Below are 311 nucleotides of genomic sequence, written 5' to 3'. Positions count from 1 at the left end.
TGCATTTGTTGTTGCATTTGCATTGCATGATGAACAGCGTGAAGAGTACCTTGCGCTGCACTATATGATATAGCCGTGGTACCTGCTTGAGGACGATACCTTCTAATTAAGCCATTAATACCAGGATAATCCATAAATATCCAACCCTCTTTCATTTGAATTACTACAATTTATGTTATGACGATGGTTTTCTAAGTGTTAAATATAGAATCTAATTTATTTTTTTATTACCTACCTAGTAAGGGTTTTATTTAAACTCGTACATACAATACAATCGTAGTCACCTATTTTCATCATTAGCCTTGGCCATA

The 311-nt window shown here is 34.1% G+C and carries 1 protein-coding gene; it reads right to left on the bottom strand.

The annotated features are described in order from the left end of the window. Positions 1-134, bottom strand: a 134-nt coding sequence (locus FOT98_RS31260; protein WP_144291259.1) for a DUF3947 family protein, incomplete at its 3' end; no start/stop codon positions are given. Between the last annotated feature and the right edge of the window lie 177 nt (positions 135-311).

It is taken from the genome of Bacillus sp. HY001, from assembly GCF_007558965.1.
In the GTDB taxonomy this organism is placed as follows: Bacteria; Bacillota; Bacilli; order Bacillales; family Bacillaceae_G; genus Bacillus_A; species Bacillus_A mobilis.
This window is presented reverse-complemented; position numbering and strand designations above follow the sequence as displayed.